We start from the raw sequence: 18,516 nt of genomic DNA on the forward strand, positions 1-18,516 counted from the left end.
TTACTCCGCAATGCGCTCGACGAAGCGCGTCTTGATCGGCAGCTTGGCGGCCGCCAGGGTCAGCGCCTCACGCGCCGTCTGGGTGTTGACGCCGTCGATCTCGAACAGCACCCGGCCCGGCTTGACGCGCGCGACCCACAATTCCGGCGAACCCTTGCCGGAGCCCATGCGGACTTCGGCCGGTTTCTTCGACACCGGAACGTCCGGGAATACGCGGATCCAGACGCGGCCGGCACGCTTCATGTGGCGGGTCAGCGCGCGGCGAGCGGCTTCGATCTGGCGCGCGGTGACGCGCTCAGGCTCGGTCGCCTTCAGGCCGAACTGGCCGAACGCCAACGTCGCGCCCGACGACGCAACGCCGTGGATACGGCCCTTATGCGCCTTCCGGAACTTCGTCTTCTTAGGTTGCATCATGGCTTTAAGCCCTCAAATTCTCAGTGCGGATCAGGCCGCAGCGTTGTCACGGCGCCCACGGCCACCGCGATCACCACCACCGCTGGTCTCGCCTTCGGCCATTCTCTTGTCCTGGGCCATCGGATCGTGTTCGAGGATCTCGCCCTTGAAGATCCAGACCTTGACGCCGCAGGTGCCGAAGGTCGTGAACGCGGTCGCAACGCCGTAGTCGATGTCGGCGCGCAGCGTGTGCAGCGGCACGCGACCTTCGCGGTACCACTCCATGCGCGCGATTTCCGCACCGCCCAGACGACCCGAGCAGTTGATGCGGATGCCTTCCGCGCCGAGACGCATCGCCGACTGCACGGCGCGCTTCATGGCGCGGCGGAACGCCACGCGGCGCTCCAGCTGCTGCGCGATCGACTCGGCCACCAACGTCGCATCGAGCTCCGGCTTGCGGATTTCGACGATGTTGATGACGACGTCGGACGAGGTGATGTCCGCGACCTTCTTGCGCAGCTTGTCGATGTCTGCGCCTTTCTTGCCGATCACCACGCCCGGACGGGCCGAGTGGATGGTGACGCGGCACTTCTTGTGCGGACGCTCGATCACGATGCGGGCGACGGCCGCCTGCTTGAGCTCCTTGTGCAGGATCTCACGGATCTTGACGTCCTCGTGCAGCAGCTTGCCGTATTCCTGCTTGCCGGCGAACCAGCGGGAATCCCAGGTGCGGTTGATGCCGAGACGCAGACCGATCGGATTGATCTTTTGACCCATCGTGTTCTCCTGCGCCCTTAAGCGGCGGCTTCAGCTTCGACCTGACGAACGATGATCGTCAGCTGCGAAAATGGTTTGTAGACACGGCCCGAGCGGCCACGGCCGCGAGCGGCAAAGCGCTTCATCACGAGGCCGTTGCCGACGAAGGCCTGCGCCACGACGAGATCGTCGACGTCGAGGTCGTGGTTGTTCTCGGCATTGGCGATAGCCGATTCCAGGCACTTCTTCACGTCCACCGCGATCCGCTTGCGCGAAAACTGCAGATCGGCGAGCGCAGCAGCTGCCTTCCGGCCGCGAATGAGCTGGGCGACCAGGTTGAGCTTCTGCGGGCTCACCCGCAGCATCCGGGCGACCGCCTTGGCCTCGTTCTCGGCGAGGCTCCGTTCGCGCTTAGGTTTGCTCATCGTTTAATCCTCAAGCCTTCTTGGCTTTCTTGTCGCCGGAGTGGCCATGGAAGGTCCGGGTCGGCGAAAACTCGCCGAACTTGTGACCGACCATTTCCTCGTTGACGGCCACCGGCACGTGCTTCTGACCGTTGTAGACGCCGAAGGTCAGGCCGACGAACTGCGGCAGGATCGTCGAGCGACGGCTCCAGATCTTGATGACGTCGTGACGGCCGGACGCGCGGGCAGCATCTGCCTTCTTGAGCAGAGAACCCTCGACGAACGGGCCTTTCCAGACTGAACGAACCATGTCCGGCGTTCCTTACTTCTTCCGCTTGTGGCGGCTTAGGAGAATGAATTTGTTGGTCGACTTGTTGGTGCGGGTCTTCTTGCCCTTGGTCGGCTTGCCCCACGGGGTGACCGGGTGGCGACCGCCCGAGGTACGACCTTCACCACCGCCGTGCGGATGGTCGATCGGGTTCATCGAGACACCGCGGTTATGCGGCTTGCGGCCCAGCCAACGGTTACGGCCGGCCTTGCCGATCGAGGTGTTCATGTGATCCGGGTTCGACACCGCGCCGATCGTGCCGCGGCAACGGCCGTGCACCAGGCGCTGCTCGCCCGAGTTCAGGCGGATGATCACGTAGTCCTGGTCGCGGCCGACGAGCTGGGCATAGGTGCCCGCGGAACGGGCGAGCTGGCCGCCCTTCCCGATCTTGACCTCGATGTTGTGGATGATCGTGCCGACCGGCATGTTGCCGAGCGGCATGACGTTGCCCGGCTTCACGTCGACATAGTTGCCGGCGATGATGGTGTCGCCCACGGCCAAGCGCTGCGGCGCCAGGATGTAGGCCAGCTCGCCGTCCTGATACTTGATCAGCGCGATGAAGCCGGTGCGGTTCGGATCATACTCGAGACGCTCGACCGTCGCGGGGACGTCGATCTTCTCGCGCTTGAAATCCACGGTGCGCAGCGTCTGCTTGTGACCGCCGCCGCGGAAGCGCACGGTGATGCGACCGGTGTTGTTGCGGCCGCCCGAGGAGTGCTTGCCCTCGGTGAGCGCCTTGACCGGCTTGCCCTTGTAGAGGGCCGAACGATCGACCATGACCAGCTGGCGCTGGCCCGGCGTCGTAGGATTGAATGTCTTCAGTGCCATCGTCGTACGACCTTACAGACCGGTGGTTACGTCGATCCGGTGGCCCTCTTCGAGGGTCACGATCGCGCGCTTGGTGTTCGACTGCGAGCCGAGATTGCCGCGGAAGATCTTGGTCTTGCCCTTGCGGACCAGCGTATTGACGCTCTTGACCTTGACGTCGAACAGCTTCTCGATCGCTTCCTTGATCTGCGGCTTGGTCGCCTTGGCGGCCACCTTGAACAGCACCTTGTTGTGCTCGGATGCGATCGTCGCCTTTTCGGTCACGACCGGCGACACGATCACGTCGTAGTGGCGAGCCTCGATGTTCTTCGTCATTTGAAGCGCGCCTCCAGCGCATCGATGGCGGCCTTGGTCAGAACGAGCTTCTGACGGCGCAGGATGTCGTAGACGTTGATGCCCTGGATCGGCAGCACGTCCATGTTCGGGATGTTGCGAGCCGCAGCGGCGAAGCCATTGTTGAGCTCGGCGCCGTCGATGATCAGCGCGTTGGTCAGGCCGAGCCCCGAGAAGTGACCGAGCAGCGCCTTGGTCTTGGCGGCTTCCAGCGCGGCCTTGTCGATCACGACGAGATCGCCGTCCTTGGCCTTGGCCGAGAGCGCATGCTTCAGCGCGAGCGCGCGGACCTTCTTCGGCAGGTCGGTGGCGTGCGAACGCACCACCGGACCGAAGGCACGGCCGCCGCCGCGGAACTGCCGCACGCGGGCCGAGCCGTGACGAGCACCGCCGGTGCCCTTCTGCTTGTACATCTTCTTGCCGGTGCGCCAGATCTCGGCGCGGCCCTTGGCCTTGTGCGTGCCGGCCTGGCGCTTGTTGAGCTGCCACTGCACACAACGTGCAATGATGTCCTGGCGCGGCTCGAGGCCGAAAATGGTGTCGGACAGCTGGACCGAGCCGGCTTCCTTACCTTCGAGGGTGGTGACCTTCAATTCCATCTCACGCACCCTCCTGCTGGGCCGCAGCCTCGGCTTCGCCACCCGCAACCTTGAACTTGCCGGGCTTCGGAGCTTCCTTCGGCAGCGGCTTCTTGACGGCGTCGCGCACGCGAATCCAGCCGCCCTTGGAGCCGGGAACGGCGCCTTCGACGAGGATCAGGCCACGCTCGACATCGAGCTGAACGACGCGAAGGTTGAGCGTGGTGATGCGGTCGACACCCATATGGCCGGGCATCTTCTTGTTCTTCCAGGTCTTGCCGGGGTCCTGACGGCCACCGGTCGAACCGATCGAGCGGTGCGAGACCGAGACGCCGTGGGTGGCGCGCAGACCGCCGAAGTTCCAGCGCTTCATACCGCCGGCGAAGCCCTTACCGACCGAAGTGCCGGTGACGTCGACGAACTGGCCAACGACGAAGTGGTCGGCAAGGATCTCGGCGCCGACCGGGATCATCTGATCCGCGGAGACTCGGAATTCCTCGACCTGCCGCTTCGGCTCGACCTTGGCGACCGCGAACTGGCCGCGCTCCGCCTTGGGCATGTAAACGGTCTTGCGGCTGCCAGAACCAAGCTGGAGCGCGACGTAACCGTTCTTCTCTTCGGTGCGGTGGCCTACGACCTGGCAATTGCCGAGCTTCAGCACGGTCACGGGGATATGTTCGCCGGCCTCTGTAAAGACCCGCGTCATCCCGACCTTTTGTGCGATCACTCCGGAGCGCATCGGCTTGCTTCCTGTTCTTTCTGTCCGCTTGCGCGAACGGGATCCAAAAATCTTAGAGCTTGATCTCGACGTCGACACCGGCGGCCAGGTCGAGCTTCATCAAAGCATCGACGGTCTGCGGGGTCGGATCGACGATGTCGAGCAGGCGCTTGTGAGTGCGCATCTCGAACTGCTCGCGGCTCTTCTTGTCGACGTGGGGCGAACGGTTGACGGTGAACTTCTCGATGCGGGTGGGCAGCGGAATGGGTCCGCGGACCTGCGCGCCGGTGCGCTTCGCCGTGTTCACGATCTCGCGGGTCGACGTATCGAGGATACGATGGTCGAACGCCTTGAGACGGATACGAATGTTTTGGCCGTTCATTGCCGTGCTTTCTCTAGTGAGTGGCGAGTAGCGAGTAGCGAATAGAATTCCCTATTCGCCACTCCCCATTCCCTATTCGCTTGTTACTCGATGATCGAGGCGACGACGCCGGCGCCGACGGTGCGGCCACCTTCGCGGATCGCGAAACGGAGCTTCTCTTCCATCGCGATCGGCACGATCAGGTGCACTTCCATCGCGATGTTGTCGCCCGGCATCACCATCTCGGTGCCTTCCGGCAGATGCACGACACCGGTCACGTCGGTGGTGCGGAAGTAGAACTGCGGACGGTAGTTGGTGAAGAACGGGGTGTGGCGGCCGCCCTCTTCCTTGGTGAGGATGTAAGCCTCAGCCTTGAACTTGGTGTGCGGCTTGACCGAACCCGGCTTGCACAGCACCTGGCCGCGCTCGACGTCTTCGCGCTTGGTGCCGCGGAGCAGCGCACCGATGTTGTCGCCGGCCTGGCCCTGATCGAGCAGCTTGCGGAACATTTCGACGCCGGTGACGGTCGTCTTCTGGGTCGCACGGAGACCGACGATCTCGATTTCCTCGCCGACCTTGACGATGCCGCGCTCGACACGGCCGGTCACCACGGTGCCGCGGCCCGAGATCGAGAACACGTCTTCAACCGGCATCAGGAACGGCTGGTCGATCGGACGCTCCGGCTGCGGGATGTACTCGTCGACGTTCTTCATCAGCTCGAGAATGGCGTCGTGACCGAGCTTCTTGTCGGAGTCTTCGAGAGCGGCGAGCGCCGAACCCTTGATGATCGGGATCTTGTCGCCCGGGAAGTCGTACTTCGAGAGCAGTTCGCGAACTTCGAGCTCGACGAGCTCAAGCAGTTCCGGATCGTCGACCATGTCGCACTTGTTCAGGAACACGACCAGCGCGGGCACGCCGACCTGGCGGGCGAGCAGAATGTGCTCGCGCGTCTGCGGCATCGGGCCGTCAGCAGCCGACACGACCAGGATCGCACCGTCCATCTGGGCGGCGCCGGTGATCATGTTCTTCACGTAGTCGGCGTGGCCGGGGCAGTCGACGTGGGCGTAGTGGCGGTTCGGCGTCTCGTACTCGACGTGTGCGGTCGAGATCGTGATGCCGCGCGCCTTCTCTTCCGGCGCCTTGTCGATCTGGTCGTACGCGGTGAACGTTGCACCGCCGGCTTCGGCGAGAACCTTGGTGATCGCCGCGGTCAGCGACGTCTTGCCATGGTCGACGTGACCGATGGTGCCGATGTTGCAGTGCGGCTTGTTACGTTCAAACTTTGCTTTGGCCATTTGACTCTCCGTTCAATCGTCAGTTCGTGACCGACGACAATCAGGCAAACTTCTTCTGGACTTCTGCCGACACGTTGGCCGGCGCTTCTGCGTAGTGGTCGAACTGCATGGTGAAGGTTGCGCGACCCTGGCTCATCGAGCGCAGGTTATTCACGTAACCGAACATGTTCATGAGCGGCACCATCGCGTTGATGACGTTGGCGTTGCCGCGCATGTCCTGCCCCTGGATCTGACCGCGCCGGGAATTCAGGTCGCCGATGACCGAGCCGGTGTAGTCTTCCGGGGTCACCACTTCGACCTTCATGATCGGCTCGAGCAGGACGGACTTGCCCTTCTGCAAGGCTTCGCGGAATGCCGCGCGCGATGCGATTTCGAAGGCGAGCGCCGACGAGTCGACGTCGTGATACTTGCCGTCGACGAGCTGAACCTTGACGTCGACCACGGGGAAGCCCGCGACCACGCCAGAGCTCATCACGCTGTTGAGGCCCTTTTCGACGCCGGGGATGTATTCCTTCGGAACCGCACCACCGACGATCTTGGACTCGAACTCGTAGCCCTTGCCGGGCTCGTTCGGCTCGACCACGATCGACACTTCCGCGAACTGACCGGTACCGCCGGTCTGCTTCTTGTGGGTGTACTTGACCTCGGCCTTCTTGGTGACGCGCTCACGGAACGCAACCTGCGGCGCGCCGATGTTGGCGTCGACCTTGTAGGTGCGCCTGAGGATGTCGACCTTGATGTCGAGATGGAGCTCGCCCATGCCCTTCAGGATGGTCTGGCCGGACTCCTGGTCGGTCGACACGCGGAAGGACGGATCTTCCGCAGCGAGCTTGGCCAGCGCCACGCCCAGCTTTTCCTGGTCGGCCTTGGACTTCGGCTCGATCGCGATCTCGATGACCGGCTCGGGGAATTCCATCTTCTCCAGGATCACCTGCTTGTCGGGATCGCACAGCGTGTCACCGGTGCGCGCTTCCTTCAGGCCGGCCAGCGCGACGATGTCGCCGGCATAGGCTTCCTTGATGTCTTCGCGGTTGTTCGCATGCATCAAGAGCATGCGCCCGATGCGCTCCTTCTTCTCGCGGGTCGAGTTCACGACGCCGGTGCCGCTCTGCAGAACGCCGGAGTAGATGCGGCAGAAGGTGATGGTGCCGACGAACGGGTCGTCCATGATCTTGAACGCGAGCAGCGCGAGCGGCTCCTTGTCGTCCGCCTTGCGCACGACCTCGTTGCCGCGGTCGTCGGTGCCCTTGATCGCGGGCACGTCGATCGGCGACGGCAGATAGTCGACGACGGCGTCGAGCAGCGGCTGCACGCCCTTGTTCTTGAAGGCCGAGCCGCACAGCACGGGATAGAACGCGCCGGTCAGGACCGCCTTGCGGATCAGCCGCTTCAGCGTCTCTTCGTCCGGCTCCTTGCCGTCGAGATAGGCGGCCATGGCGTCGTCGTCGAGCTCGACGGCGGCTTCCACCATCTTCTCGCGATATTCCTTGGCCTGCTCGACGAGATCCTCGGGAATGTCGACATAGTCGAACTTCGCGCCGAGCGATTCATCGTTCCAGATGATGCCCTGCATCTTCACGAGGTCGACGAGACCCTTGAAGTTGTTCTCGGCGCCGATCGGAAGCTGGATCGCGATCGGCTTGGCGCCGAGGCGGTCGACGATGTCGGCCAGGCACTTGAAGAAGTCGGCGCCGGTCTTGTCCATCTTGTTGGCGAAGACGATGCGCGGAACCTTGTACTTGTCGCCCTGGCGCCAGACGGTCTCGGTCTGGGGCTCGACGCCCTGGTTGGAGTCGAGCACGCAGACGGCGCCGTCGAGCACGCGCAGCGAACGCTCGACTTCGATGGTGAAGTCGACGTGGCCGGGGGTGTCGATGATGTTCAGACGCTTGCCGGCCCAGAACGCGGTGGTCGCAGCCGAAGTGATCGTGATGCCACGCTCCTGCTCCTGCTCCATCCAGTCCATCGTCGCGGCACCTTCGTGCACTTCGCCGATCTTGTGGCTCTTGCCGGTGTAATAGAGGATGCGCTCGGTCGTCGTCGTCTTGCCGGCATCGATATGCGCCATGATACCGAAGTTGCGGTAATTCTCTATGGCATGAACGCGGGGCATTGGGTGTTCCTTAGATTCCGTGTTTCGCCGTTACCAGCGATAGTGCGAGAAGGCGCGGTTGGCTTCCGCCATCCGGTGCACGTCTTCGCGCTTCTTGACGGCGTTGCCACGGTTGTTCGACGCGTCCAGCAGTTCGGCCGACAGCCGCTCGGTCATGGTCTTCTCGTTGCGATCGCGAGCAGCGGAGATCAGCCAGCGGATGCCCAGCGCCTGACGGCGGGTCGAACGAACCTCGACCGGGACCTGGTAGGTCGCGCCGCCGACGCGGCGGGAGCGCACTTCGATCGTCGGCATGACGTTCTCGAGTGCCTGCTCGAACACGCCGAGCGGGTTCTGCTTGGTCTTGGTTTCGATGATACCGAACGCACCGTAGACGATGCCTTCGGCGACCGACTTCTTGCCGGCGTACATCACCGAATTCATGAACTTCGTGACGATGATGTTCCCGAACTTCGGATCGGGGAGAACTTCGCGCTTTTCCGCTGAGTGGCGACGAGACATGGACCTGGTTCCCGCTTACTTCGGACGCTTCGCGCCGTACTTCGAACGACGCTGCTTACGGTTCTTGACGCCCTGGGTATCCAGAACGCCGCGGAGGATGTGATAGCGCACGCCGGGCAAGTCCTTGACGCGACCGCCGCGGATCATGACCACCGAGTGCTCCTGGAGGTTATGGCCCTCACCGGGGATGTAGCCGATCACCTCGAAGCCGTTGGTCAGGCGCACCTTGGCGACCTTACGAAGCGCCGAGTTCGGCTTCTTCGGGGTCGTGGTGTAGACGCGGGTGCAAACACCACGCTTCTGCGGCGACTGCTGCAGCGCCGGCACCTTCTTGCGCGACTTCTGCACTTCACGCGGTTGAGCGATCAGCTGGTTGATCGTCGGCATCCTGGCCTTACCCTTTGTTCTGTTGCAGATCCTTCCGGATCCGCTGTCTTGCCGCAGCCCGTTGCCGGGACCGCAAATTCTTTCGAGCCACCCGCCCGACGAGGTCGCCTTCGGCGGAACAATCCGCACAAAGCGAAATCGCGCCAACCGCCCCATCAACGGGCGGAAAGCGCTTCGACGCCACAGAGGACCGCAGTCTTGAGGCCGGTCAGCGTAAAGCCGCGGCCCGCGCACTGAGGTCATGCATCCGAATTCGATCTCTAGAGAACGTGCTCAAGAGAACTAAAATCGCACTGGCATTGCCTAGCTATGATCGACAGCGTTTGAGCGGCATTCGTCGAGGTTGGTGCCCGTCTTGCGCGACCCCTGCTGATCTAGTCCTTGTGGGATCTAGTTCTTGGGGATCTAACGGGTGGCCCGTTCCGACGCTGGCGATGCTCACCGCCTGTCGTTAAGTGAGGCGCTTTCTATAAGTGAGAGTCGGTCAAGTCAAGGCGAAACGACAGTCACAAGGCGCTCAGGAGCCTGTCAAAATCGCTGTTTGCCACCCTCGCCGCGTCACCCGGATATGGGAGCGCAGCACCCATTTCGCCAGCTCGACGAACATTTATATCCGGGCGAAATGTAACTTTATAACGATCCGCGAAGGTTTTTTGGGCTCTTCAAGCGTTAATGAGCGTTAATCTCTTCCCTTCGACAGCAATCGGCATCGGGAACGTTACCAAAAAATGGGCGAAAGGTCGCCGGCGCGACCAACGTCCGTGACATCGGGTCCCGACCGATTCACTCTGAGAGGTATCCGGCCGAGCTCTCGAATCGAGGAGTTCATCGGTCCATGCGCCCCCGCGAATGCCGATGACCGGAATCACAGAATCGGTGCGGCCCGACTCACCCCTCCCCGTCGCCGTCCTCGTCCTCATCATCCTCGCGGTCGTCTTCATCGTCATCGTCTCTGCCGTCGTCGGCGTGAGCCGCCGCGCCATGCGGCTGGTGGATCTGGTCGTTCCACAGCTTGCGATAGGTGCCGTTCTTGGCGAGCAGCTGGGCATGCGAGCCGCGTTCGATCGCCCTGCCCGCGGAAATCACGATGATTTCGTCCATCTCGACCACCGAGGTCAGCCGGTGGGTCGACCAGATCATGGTGCGGCCCTTGGCGACCTTGAGCAGCGTCCGGTTGATTGCAGCTTCCGTGGTCTGGTCCAGCGCCGAGGTCGCCTCGTCCAGCAGCAGCACCGAGGGGTTGCGAATGATCGCGCGCGCGATCGCGATGCGCTGGCGCTGGCCGCCCGACAGGGTATCGCCGCGCTCGCCGACCGGCGTGTCGTATCGCTGCGGCAGGCTCATGATGTAGCGATGAATCTCGGCCTTCTTGGCGGCGTCCTCCACCTCCTCGTCACTCGCGCCTTCCTTGCCGAGCCGGATGTTCTCGCGAATCGACATGTTGAACAGCATGTTCTCCTGGAACACCACCGCCATGCTCCGGCGCAGGGAATCCAGCGTCACCTTGCGGACGTCGACGCCGTCGATGGTGACGCGCCCCTCGTTGGGCACGTAGAGCCGCAGGATCAGGTTGAGCAACGTGCTCTTGCCGGAGCCGCTCGGGCCGACGATCGCGATGCGCTTGCCCGCATTGAGCTTGAGACTGAGATTATCCAGCACCGGCGTCTGACTGCCCTCGTACTGGAAGGTGACGTGATCGAAGGTGATGTCGTTGGTGATGCGCGGCAGGTCGGGCGCGCCAGGGCGATCAGCGCTGCGGGTCGGCTGGTCCAGCAACTCCTGGATGTGGCGGATCGCGGCGGCCGAGGAGATCGACACCGGGATGAAATGCATCACATGGGCGATGTTGTAGGAGACCTCCCAGAACGCGCTCTCGAATGTGACGAAGGTGCCGATGGTGATCTGGCCCTTGGTCGCCAGGTACGCGCCGATGGCCAGCACGACCAGGTGCAGCATCAGCACCGAGATGGTCACCGTCCGCTCCACCATGGTGGACAGGAACGCGGCCGAGGCAATCTTGTTGCGCGTCTCGTCGTTGCGGAAGGTGAAGAACCCGAACATCTTGCGCTGCAGGCTGAATGCCTTGATCACGGCTTGCGCCGCCACGTTCTCCTGCACCATGCCGAGCAGCGCGCTCTCGTTGAGCTTCTGCTCGTAATTGGCCTGCACCGCCTTGGGCGTCAGGATCCGCGGGCCGATCAGCGTGATTGGGAACACGAGCAGCGCAACGGCGGCGAGCTGCCAGTTCAAGAACACCATCAGGACGATGCCGGCGATCAATTCCAGAAACGGCAGCGCGGCACTGTTGGCGAAAGTCTTCACCGAGCCTTCGAAGGCCGAGAGGTCGACCGAGAAGCGCGATAAAATCTCGCCGCGCTTGGTGCGGCCGAAATAGGCCGCCGGCAGGTCCTGCACGTGCTCGAACAGGCGCTTGCGGACGTCGGAGATGATACAGGCAGCCAGCCGCGCATCCCAGCGCTCGTACCAGACGGCGACGATCGAGGTGAAGATGCCGGCGACGGCGAGCACGCCGAGGATCTTGTACAGCGCCTGGAAGTCCTCCTCGCCGAGCGCATCGTCGATCAGGAACTTGAGGCTGAGAGGCATGATGACGTTGAACAGCGTCTCGACGAAGACGCCAAACGCCACGAATGACAGCATCCGCTTGTAGTTGGTCAGATGGGGTTTGACGAACCCGACGATGGTGGCGAGCGCGCCCGCAGCCTCGCGTGCGGTAAAGACGACGAGGTCCTCGTCCTCATCGTCGTCATCAAGCTCCAGCTCGTCATCTGCCTCGTCCTCGTCGTCTTCGAGGTCCGGCTTGGCAGAAGCGGCGAGCTTGTCGTCGAGCTCGGCCGCCTCTTCGGCGGCGAGCTTCTGTTTGTCGGGCGGGAGGGGCTTGGACGCCATGAAACCAACCGATGCTGACGGCCGGCATGACCGCAGAGAAAGCAGGAGATAGCGGTAACCGCTATTGCACCGATTCTATGCGATCAAGATGAATTCGGCAAAACAATTGGCGAAGGCGCTCGCTCCAAGCGCCTAATCGTCGTCCTCGTCCCCGACCTTGTCGAAGAAGGAATATCGCAAGCTGTCGGCGTCGGCGTACCACTGCCCCGGCCCCTTGTTGGCGGCGAGCGTCGCCTCCCAGAGCGCATCGGTGCAATCCTTGCGGTGCATCGAGAGGTCGAAACCGTTGCCGAAGAACAGCTCGGACCATTCCCACCAGGTCCCGAGCTTCTTGACCCCGCGCAGGAGGTCGTAGCGGTCAATCAGAGCCGGAGCCATGTCCGAGGTGATCGAGCCGAACACGAGGCCGGTCTTGACCACGCGGTTCAGCTCCTTGATCGCGCGGACCACCTGCTTCGGGGAAACGTGGCAAAGGCTGGTCTCGAACACGAAGTCGAACGCGCCGTCCTTGAACGGCATGTCGGTGATAGAGCCGAGCTTGTTGTATTTCTTCAGCGCCTTCGGCGTCCTGCCGTGGATGGCACGGTTGTTCTCGATGCCGAAGGCATCGATGCCGCGCTCGCGCAGCGCGCCGACCAGCTCACCGCTGGCCGAGCCCGCGACGAGCAGCTTGGCGCCCTTGGTCTTGCCCCAGACGATGCCGAGCAGCCTGGTGAGATAATCGGCGTCGGTGAAGTGGCGCCATGCCTCGTGATAGGGACCGAGGCCACGATAATCCTCGAAATAGCCGCGGTCGATCTTGTCGGAGACCGGCTCGCCATCCTGCGCGCGCTGGCGGCGCAGGCGCATCATCTCGGTCAGGATGATGTCGGTCGCCGCGTCCGAGGAGTCGAGCAGGCCGTTCAGCGTCGAGTCGAACAGATAGTCGCCGACCACCACGATGCCCGGATGCTCCTTCGGCTCCGGCCGGTGATTGGTCATGACGTCGCGCACGGGCAGGCCGCCCGGTATAGCGTTCACGGACGACAGCCAGCGGTGGATCTTGCCTTCCATGAAATGCGAACGCGCATCGCCGAGCGAAGCCGGCAGCGACTTGAGCGCGGCATCGATCAGCTCCTGGTCCGACAGATTGGCAAAGGCCAGCGCGTCGGAGCCGGGAATCAGCCAGTTCAACACGCCGTGCTTGCCGACGTCGTGGCGCGCGCCTTCGTTGTAGACGCAGCAGCCGCCGAAGGCTTCCGACATGAACCAGGCGCCGGAAATCTTCTCGCCCCAGAATGGCGTGTCGAACAGGATCGAGACGCGCAGGTAATGTGCGGGACGGTCGAAATAGGAGACGTGCTTGACCATCGATTTGCGCAGCTGCTCGCCTTCCCACCCCATGGTGGCGAGCCAGGAATGCGGCAGGCAGACCAGCACGAGATCGAAGTCGCGGGTCTCCGGTCCCTTGCCATTCATCATCTTGAGCTGGTAGCGGCCGGTCGGCGCCTTGCCCACGGTGAGCACGCGGTGATTGAGCTGGATGTCGGCGTTGACCTCCGACTGGAGGCACTCGATCAACTGCTCATTGCCGTTCTGGATGGAATACAGGCCAATATAGCCGTCGACATCCATCAGGTAGTTCTTGAGCGCGTTGAGGCCGTTGGTGTTGTGGCTCTCGGTCGCGATATCGGAGCGCGCCATCACCTTGAAGAAACGCTTTGCGGTTTCGTCCTCGACCTCCTCGTCGAGCACCTGCTCGGCGGTCTTGAAGGCCCAGGGATTCTCGTTGTCGTGCGCGCCGACGCCCTCGTAATATTCGACCGGCGACATCACCTCGGCACAACGTTTGCGGAACGCTTCGATCGCGGCCGCGGTCTTGGCGCCGTATTTGCGGCGCATGTCGGGCACGTCGCGCAGCAGCTCGCCGCCGAACTGGACCTGCTCGGCATCCATCGGAATGGTCTGCAGCCCGAAATGCTGAATCAGCTCGCGCAGCGGATCGGGCCCCGTCATCGAGTAGTCGTAGATCTCGGCGACGCCGGCCTCGTACATCGCAGGTGCGGAATCGAACTTGCGCGTGACGATCTTGCCGCCGAGCCGGTCGGAGGCCTCGTAGATGGTGACACGACAGAGATCGCCAAGCTTGCGCTTCAGATACCAGGCACTCATCAGCCCACCGGGGCCGCCGCCTACGATTGCGAGATCAAGCATGTGAGTTCCGTGGTCTCCGGCCCTGCCCCCGTCACGGGATCCACCGGTCTAAACTCTCCTAGCAGAAGCGCTTTTGCGCCTGAAGGAAAGATGAACAAAGGTTGATCCCGCATCGCAGCAGGCAATGAAAGCAGCAAAAAGGCCGGCTTGCGCCGGCCTTTTCATTGTCCTCGGTATTCCTACGGATGAACCATCATTCCGCGGGCGGCAGCGCAGGAAGCTCGGCTTCCGGCGCGGGCGACACGACGGCCGCCTGCTTCTCGCGCTCGTCCAGGATCATATTGTCGCGCTTCACGGCGACTTCGCGGATCTTGGCCATGGAAGCGCCGGTGCCCGCCGGGATCAGCCGGCCGACGATGACGTTCTCCTTGAGGCCTTCGAGCGGATCGACCTTGCCGTTGACCGCCGCTTCCGTGAGGACGCGGGTGGTCTCCTGGAACGAGGCCGCCGAGAAGAACGAGCGGGTCTGGAGGCTCGCCTTGGTGATGCCGAGCAGAACCGGCGTACCCGTGGCGATCTTCTTGCCCTCTTCCTTGGCCTTCTCGTTCAGCGCGTCGAACTCGATCTTGTCGACCTGCTCGCCGGAGATCATGTCCGTGTCGCCCTGGTCGGTGACTTCCACCTTCTGGAGCATCTGACGGACAATCACCTCGATGTGCTTGTCGTTGATGAGCACGCCCTGAAGCCGGTAGACCTCCTGGATCTCGTTGACCAGATAGGCCGCGAGTTCCTCGATGCCCTTGACCGCAAGAATGTCGTGCGGCGCCGGGTTGCCTTCCACGATGAAATCGCCCTTTTCGACGACGTCGCCGTCCTGAAGGTGGATGTGCTTGCCCTTCGGGATCAGGTACTCACGCGCCTCGTCGGTCTTGTCCATCGGCTCGATCGAGATGCGACGCTTGTTCTTGTAGTCGCGCCCAAACCGGATGGTGCCCGAGATTTCGGCGATGATCGCCGCGTCCTTCGGACGCCGTGCCTCGAACAGTTCCGCCACCCGCGGCAGACCGCCGGTGATGTCACGCGTCTTGGCGCTTTCGGTCGAGACACGGGCGAGAATGTCACCCGCCTGGACCTTGGCTCCGATGTCGACCGACAGAATGCCGTCGACCGACAGCATGTAGCGGGCATCGCCGCCGCGGGCGAGCTTGAGCACCTTGCCGTCCTTGCCCTTGACCACGATGGCGGGACGCAGGTCCGCGCCGCCACGCGTCGAGCGCCAGTCGATGACCACGCGCTTGGCGATGCCGGTGGCTTCGTCGAGCGTTTCCGAGATCGACAGACCCTCGATCAGGTCCTCGAAGCCGATGGTGCCTTCCACTTCGGTGAGAAGCGGACGGGTGTACGGGTCCCACTCGACGATGCGCTGGCCACGCTTGACCATGTCGCCTTCGTCGATGTGCAGGCGCGAACCGTACTGGACGCGGTGCGTCGCACGCTCGGTGCCGTCGGCATCGACGATCGCCACCACCATGTTGCGCACCATTGCGACCAGGTGACCTTCGCTGTTGCGGGCGATGGCCTTGTTCCTGATCACGATCTTGCCGTCGAAGTTGGCTTCGACGAACGACTGCTCGTTCAGCTGCGCCGCACCACCGATGTGGAAGGTGCGCATGGTGAGCTGGGTGCCCGGCTCACCGATCGACTGCGCCGCGATGACGCCGACCGCTTCGCCGTGGTTGACCGGCGTGCCGCGGGCGAGGTCGCGGCCGTAGCACTTGCCGCAGATGCCGTTGACGAGTTCGCAGGTCAGCGCCGAGCGGATCTTCACCTCCTGCACACCACCCTGCTGGATGGCGTCCAGATGGCTTTCTTCCATCAGCGTATCGCGCTTGATGATCACCTTGCCCGAGCTGTCACGGATGTCTTCGCAGGCCGTGCGTCCGAGGATGCGCGAACCGAGCGAAGCAACCACGGTGCCGGCATCGACGATGGCACGCATCTTGATGCCGAGCTTGGTGCCGCAATCGCTCTGCGTGATGATGCAGTCTTGCGCCACGTCGACCAGACGACGGGTCAGGTAGCCCGAGTTCGCGGTCTTCAACGCGGTGTCCGCGAGACCCTTGCGGGCGCCATGGGTCGAGTTGAAGTACTCGAGAACCGAGAGGCCCTCCTTGAAGTTCGAGATGATCGGCGTCTCGATGATCTCACCCGACGGCTTGGCCATCAGGCCGCGCATGCCGGCGAGCTGGCGCATCTGGGCCGGCGAACCGCGGGCACCGGAGTGAGCCATCATGTAGATCGAGTTGATGTCGGCATCCGCTCCACTCGCCGTCTTCTTGGTGGAGGAGATCTCCTTCATCATCGCCTTGGCGATTTCTTCCGTGGCCTTCGACCAGGCGTCGACGACCTTGTTGTACTTCTCGCCATGGGTGATCAGACCGTCGTTGTACTGCTGCTCGAAATCCTTCGCCAGCGTACGGGTGGTGTCGACGATCTTCCACTTGGAGTGCGGTACGACCATGTCGTCCTTGCCGAACGAGATGCCGGCCTTGAACGCGTTGTAGAAGCCGAGCGCCATGATGCGGTCGCAGAAGATCACCGTCTCCTTCTGACCGCAGTGGCGGTAGACTTGGTCGATGACGCCCGAGATCTCGCGCTTGGTCATCAGCTTGTTGATGATCTCGTACGGGACGCGCGGGTTCTTCGGCAGCAGATTGCCGAGCATGACGCGGCCGGCGGTGGTCTCGATCCAGCGCTTGGAGATCTTGCCGGTCTCGTCGATGCCTTCCCACCGGTACTTGATCTTGGTGTGGAGGTGGATGACCTTCGCATGCAGCGCGTGCTCGAGCTCAGCCATCTCGCCGAACACCTTGCCCTCGCCGGGCAGGCCTTCGCGCATGATCGAGACGTAGTAGAGGCCGAGCACGATGTCCTGCGACGGCACGATGATCGGCTGACCGTTGGCGGGATGCAGGATGTTGTTGGTCGACATCATCAGGACGCGCGCTTCCAGCTGCGCTTCGAGCGACAGCGGGACGTGCACGGCCATCTGGTCGCCGTCGAAGTCGGCGTTGAACGCGGAGCAGACCAGCGGGTGAAGCTGGATCGCCTTGCCCTCGATCAGCACCGGCTCGAACGCCTGGATGCCGAGACGATGCAGCGTCGGCGCGCGGTTCAGCAGCACCGGATGCTCGCGGATGACCTCGTCCAGGATGTCCCAGACCTCGGGCCGCTCCTTCTCGACCAGCTTCTTCGCCTGCTTCACGGTGGTGGACAGGCCCTTGGCGTCAAGCCGGGAATAGATGAACGGCTTGAACAGCTCGAGCGCCATCTTCTTCGGCAGGCCGCACTGATGCAGGCGCAGCTCGGGACCGACCACGATCACCGAACGGCCCGAATAGTCTACGCGCTTGCCGAGCAGGTTCTGGCGGAAGCGGCCCTGCTTGCCCTTGAGCATGTCGGCGAGCGACTTCAGCGGGCGCTTGTTGGCGCCCGTGATGACGCGGCCGCGGCGGCCGTTGTCGAACAGCGCATCGACCGCTTCCTGAAGCATGCGCTTCTCGTTGCGGATGATGATGTCGGGCGCACGCAGCTCCATCAGCCGCTTCAAGCGGTTGTTGCGGTTGATGACGCGGCGGTAGAGGTCGTTGAGGTCGGAGGTCGCGAAGCGGCCGCCGTCGAGCGGCACCAGCGGACGCAGGTCCGGCGGAATCACCGGGACCACGGTCATGATCATCCATTCCGGCTTGTTGCCGGAGTGGCGGAACGCTTCCACGATCTTCAGGCGCTTGGCCAGCTTCTTGTGCTTGATATCGGAGTCGGTCTCCTGCATCTCCGCGCGCAAGGACAATTCGAGCTTCTCGAGGTCCATGCCCTTGAGCAGCTCGCGGATCGCTTCCGCGCCGATCATGGCGGTGAAGGAATCCTGGCCGTACTCGTCCTGCGCCTTCAGATACTCGTCTTCCGACAGCAGCTGGCGGTCCTTCAGCGCGGTGAGTCCCGGCTCGAGCACGACGTAGTATTCGAAATAGAGGATCCGCTCGAGATCCTTCAGCGTCATGTCCAGCAAGAGGCCGATGCGCGAGGGCAGCGACTTCAGGAACCAGATGTGGGCGACGGGGGCTGCGAGCTCGATATGGCCCATGCGCTCACGCCGGACGCGCGACAGCGTGACCTCGACCGAGCACTTCTCGCAGATGATGCCCTTGTACTTCATGCGCTTGTACTTGCCGCACAAGCACTCGTAATCCTTGATCGGCCCGAAGATGCGGGCGCAGAACAGGCCGTCGCGCTCGGGCTTGAAGGTACGGTAGTTGATGGTCTCCGGCTTCTTGATCTCGCCGTACGACCAGGACAGAATCTTCTCTGGAGACGCGATCGAGATCCGGATCTGGTCGAAGACCTGAGCCGGCGTCGTCGGGTTGAAGAGATTCATAATTTCTTGGTTCATCGTCTTCTCCTCGCATGCCGGTCGCCTC

General features: G+C 62.9%; 16 protein-coding genes. All 16 read right to left on the reverse strand.

The window, feature by feature from the left end:
* Positions 1–414, reverse strand: coding sequence for a 50S ribosomal protein L16 (rplP, locus tag MOV74_RS01420; RefSeq protein WP_008136349.1), 414 nt, complete (start codon positions 412–414; stop codon positions 1–3).
* A gap of 30 nt (positions 415–444) precedes the next feature.
* Complete coding sequence (gene rpsC / locus MOV74_RS01425; RefSeq protein WP_129268065.1) at positions 445–1,170, reverse strand: 30S ribosomal protein S3; 726 nt, start codon at positions 1,168–1,170, stop codon at positions 445–447.
* A 17-nt stretch (positions 1,171–1,187) separates the two neighbouring features.
* A complete protein-coding gene (rplV, locus tag MOV74_RS01430; RefSeq protein WP_008136353.1) occupies positions 1,188–1,574 on the reverse strand; it encodes a 50S ribosomal protein L22 in 387 nt (128 codons plus the stop codon).
* A gap of 10 nt (positions 1,575–1,584) precedes the next feature.
* Positions 1,585–1,863 carry a 30S ribosomal protein S19 gene (rpsS, locus tag MOV74_RS01435; protein ID WP_008136357.1) on the reverse strand — a complete coding sequence of 93 codons (279 nt, stop codon included), beginning with the start codon at positions 1,861–1,863 and terminating at the stop codon, positions 1,585–1,587.
* A gap of 12 nt (positions 1,864–1,875) precedes the next feature.
* A complete protein-coding gene (rplB, locus tag MOV74_RS01440; protein WP_246916898.1) occupies positions 1,876–2,709 on the reverse strand; it encodes a 50S ribosomal protein L2 in 834 nt (277 codons plus the stop codon).
* 12 nt (positions 2,710–2,721) lie between these two features.
* Complete coding sequence (locus MOV74_RS01445) at positions 2,722–3,024, reverse strand: 50S ribosomal protein L23 (RefSeq protein ID WP_194402791.1); 303 nt, start codon at positions 3,022–3,024, stop codon at positions 2,722–2,724.
* On the reverse strand, positions 3,021–3,641 hold the full coding sequence (gene rplD / locus MOV74_RS01450; protein ID WP_246916901.1) for a 50S ribosomal protein L4: 621 nt from the start codon (positions 3,639–3,641) through the stop codon (positions 3,021–3,023). Before rplD ends, MOV74_RS01445 begins: the two co-directional genes overlap by 4 nt.
* A gap of 1 nt (position 3,642) precedes the next feature.
* Entirely contained in the window at positions 3,643–4,359 is a 717-nt protein-coding gene (rplC, locus tag MOV74_RS01455; RefSeq protein WP_246916903.1) for a 50S ribosomal protein L3, read from the reverse strand.
* A 52-nt stretch (positions 4,360–4,411) separates the two neighbouring features.
* Positions 4,412–4,720, reverse strand: a complete 309-nt coding sequence (gene rpsJ / locus MOV74_RS01460; protein WP_002712302.1) for a 30S ribosomal protein S10 — start codon at positions 4,718–4,720, stop codon at positions 4,412–4,414.
* An 83-nt stretch (positions 4,721–4,803) separates the two neighbouring features.
* On the reverse strand, positions 4,804–5,994 hold the full coding sequence (gene tuf / locus MOV74_RS01465) for an elongation factor Tu (protein WP_008136415.1): 1,191 nt from the start codon (positions 5,992–5,994) through the stop codon (positions 4,804–4,806).
* Between the two features lie 40 nt (positions 5,995–6,034).
* Positions 6,035–8,107: an elongation factor G gene (gene fusA, locus MOV74_RS01470; RefSeq protein WP_038950207.1), complete on the reverse strand. Its 2,073-nt coding sequence runs from the start codon at positions 8,105–8,107 to the stop codon at positions 6,035–6,037.
* A 30-nt stretch (positions 8,108–8,137) separates the two neighbouring features.
* On the reverse strand, positions 8,138–8,608 hold the full coding sequence (rpsG, locus tag MOV74_RS01475) for a 30S ribosomal protein S7 (RefSeq protein ID WP_018322260.1): 471 nt from the start codon (positions 8,606–8,608) through the stop codon (positions 8,138–8,140).
* A 15-nt stretch (positions 8,609–8,623) separates the two neighbouring features.
* On the reverse strand, positions 8,624–8,995 hold the full coding sequence (gene rpsL, locus MOV74_RS01480; RefSeq protein ID WP_007603006.1) for a 30S ribosomal protein S12: 372 nt from the start codon (positions 8,993–8,995) through the stop codon (positions 8,624–8,626).
* Positions 8,996–9,883: 888 nt separating this feature from the next.
* Positions 9,884–11,905: an ABC transporter ATP-binding protein gene (locus tag MOV74_RS01485; RefSeq protein WP_246916905.1), complete on the reverse strand. Its 2,022-nt coding sequence runs from the start codon at positions 11,903–11,905 to the stop codon at positions 9,884–9,886.
* A 132-nt stretch (positions 11,906–12,037) separates the two neighbouring features.
* Complete coding sequence (locus tag MOV74_RS01490) at positions 12,038–14,098, reverse strand: FAD-dependent oxidoreductase (RefSeq protein WP_246916907.1); 2,061 nt, start codon at positions 14,096–14,098, stop codon at positions 12,038–12,040.
* A 193-nt stretch (positions 14,099–14,291) separates the two neighbouring features.
* Entirely contained in the window at positions 14,292–18,488 is a 4,197-nt protein-coding gene (gene rpoC, locus MOV74_RS01495) for a DNA-directed RNA polymerase subunit beta' (protein ID WP_246916909.1), read from the reverse strand.
* Positions 18,489–18,516: the final 28 nt, after the last annotated feature.

It is taken from the genome of Bradyrhizobium sp. SHOUNA76, assembly GCF_023006445.1.
GTDB lineage: Bacteria > Pseudomonadota > Alphaproteobacteria > Rhizobiales > Xanthobacteraceae > Bradyrhizobium.

Bases quoted from the DNA above. Each gene is read 5' to 3' on its own strand.
- MOV74_RS01485 (WP_246916905.1), bottom strand. From the start codon at position 11,905: ATGGCGTCCAAGCCCCTCCCGCCCGACAAACAGAAGCTCGCCGCCGAA.
- tuf (WP_008136415.1), bottom strand. From the start codon at position 5,994: ATGGCCAAAGCAAAGTTTGAACGTAACAAGCCGCACTGCAACATCGGC.
- rpsG (WP_018322260.1), bottom strand. From the start codon at position 8,608: ATGTCTCGTCGCCACTCAGCGGAAAAGCGCGAAGTTCTCCCCGATCCG.
- rplP (WP_008136349.1), bottom strand. From the start codon at position 414: ATGATGCAACCTAAGAAGACGAAGTTCCGGAAGGCGCATAAGGGCCGT.
- rplB (WP_246916898.1), bottom strand. From the start codon at position 2,709: ATGGCACTGAAGACATTCAATCCTACGACGCCGGGCCAGCGCCAGCTG.
- rpsC (WP_129268065.1), bottom strand. From the start codon at position 1,170: ATGGGTCAAAAGATCAATCCGATCGGTCTGCGTCTCGGCATCAACCGC.
- rplV (WP_008136353.1), bottom strand. From the start codon at position 1,574: ATGAGCAAACCTAAGCGCGAACGGAGCCTCGCCGAGAACGAGGCCAAG.
- fusA (WP_038950207.1), bottom strand. From the start codon at position 8,107: ATGCCCCGCGTTCATGCCATAGAGAATTACCGCAACTTCGGTATCATG.
- rpoC (WP_246916909.1), bottom strand. From the start codon at position 18,488: ATGAACCAAGAAATTATGAATCTCTTCAACCCGACGACGCCGGCTCAG.
- rplC (WP_246916903.1), bottom strand. From the start codon at position 4,359: ATGCGCTCCGGAGTGATCGCACAAAAGGTCGGGATGACGCGGGTCTTT.
- MOV74_RS01490 (WP_246916907.1), bottom strand. From the start codon at position 14,098: ATGCTTGATCTCGCAATCGTAGGCGGCGGCCCCGGTGGGCTGATGAGT.
- rpsJ (WP_002712302.1), bottom strand. From the start codon at position 4,720: ATGAACGGCCAAAACATTCGTATCCGTCTCAAGGCGTTCGACCATCGT.
- rpsS (WP_008136357.1), bottom strand. From the start codon at position 1,863: ATGGTTCGTTCAGTCTGGAAAGGCCCGTTCGTCGAGGGTTCTCTGCTC.
- rplD (WP_246916901.1), bottom strand. From the start codon at position 3,641: ATGGAATTGAAGGTCACCACCCTCGAAGGTAAGGAAGCCGGCTCGGTC.
- MOV74_RS01445 (WP_194402791.1), bottom strand. From the start codon at position 3,024: ATGACGAAGAACATCGAGGCTCGCCACTACGACGTGATCGTGTCGCCG.
- rpsL (WP_007603006.1), bottom strand. From the start codon at position 8,995: ATGCCGACGATCAACCAGCTGATCGCTCAACCGCGTGAAGTGCAGAAG.